General features: G+C 61.3%; 1 protein-coding gene. It reads right to left on the minus strand.

The window, feature by feature from the left end; genetic code table 11:
• The coding region (locus QBL02_RS13790) for a hypothetical protein (protein WP_282727020.1) at positions 1-584 on the minus strand (584 nt) is incomplete at its 3' end.
• Positions 585-602 lie beyond the last annotated feature (18 nt).

The raw sequence follows: 602 nt of genomic DNA on the forward strand, positions 1-602 counted from the left end.
TAGGTTTGATAGTTCTGGTATCCGAGTTGTCGCCACCTGGCGAGTTCTGCGGCAGAGGGCGGCGCGGGCAATCCTTCAAGCGCTGGATCGCTACAGTCGTATCCGAGCGATTCTGCATACCGGGCGATACTCACAAGCAGTCCGTTCGCGATATGCCCAAACCCGTTATCGATCACCGCACGGTCATAATTGTGGTCGAGATACAGCGTCTCCATGTGCACCATCGCACCGGGCAGCCCAGCGAACGCGTCATCCGGGAACGTGCCATTGGGGGCTCGCGTGTTTGCGGGCCGACCGGTGTATTGCGGCATGATGTTTGTGAGGTATGACTGCAGGCTCGATCCAGCGCCACCGAACGTGTAGGTGTACGTGCCGCCAGTGTCGGCATCACCCCAGGCGCTGCCTGTCAGCGCATCAAACGCGATCGTGACGGTCGCCACCGGGTTGTGCGCACGCGCGATCCCGGCACGAGTCGCCCCCGACACAAACCGTACATCGGCCTGACGTGTCACCACCACCGGAGCCAAACACGACGCCTCAAGTTTCGACTTCACAAGGTTCGCGAGGGCCACGTTATACGTCAACTCAGACGCCGGGCCGGG

The sequence above is a fragment of the Leucobacter sp. UT-8R-CII-1-4 genome (genome assembly GCF_030010235.1).
Lineage (GTDB): Bacteria > Actinomycetota > Actinomycetes > Actinomycetales > Microbacteriaceae > Leucobacter.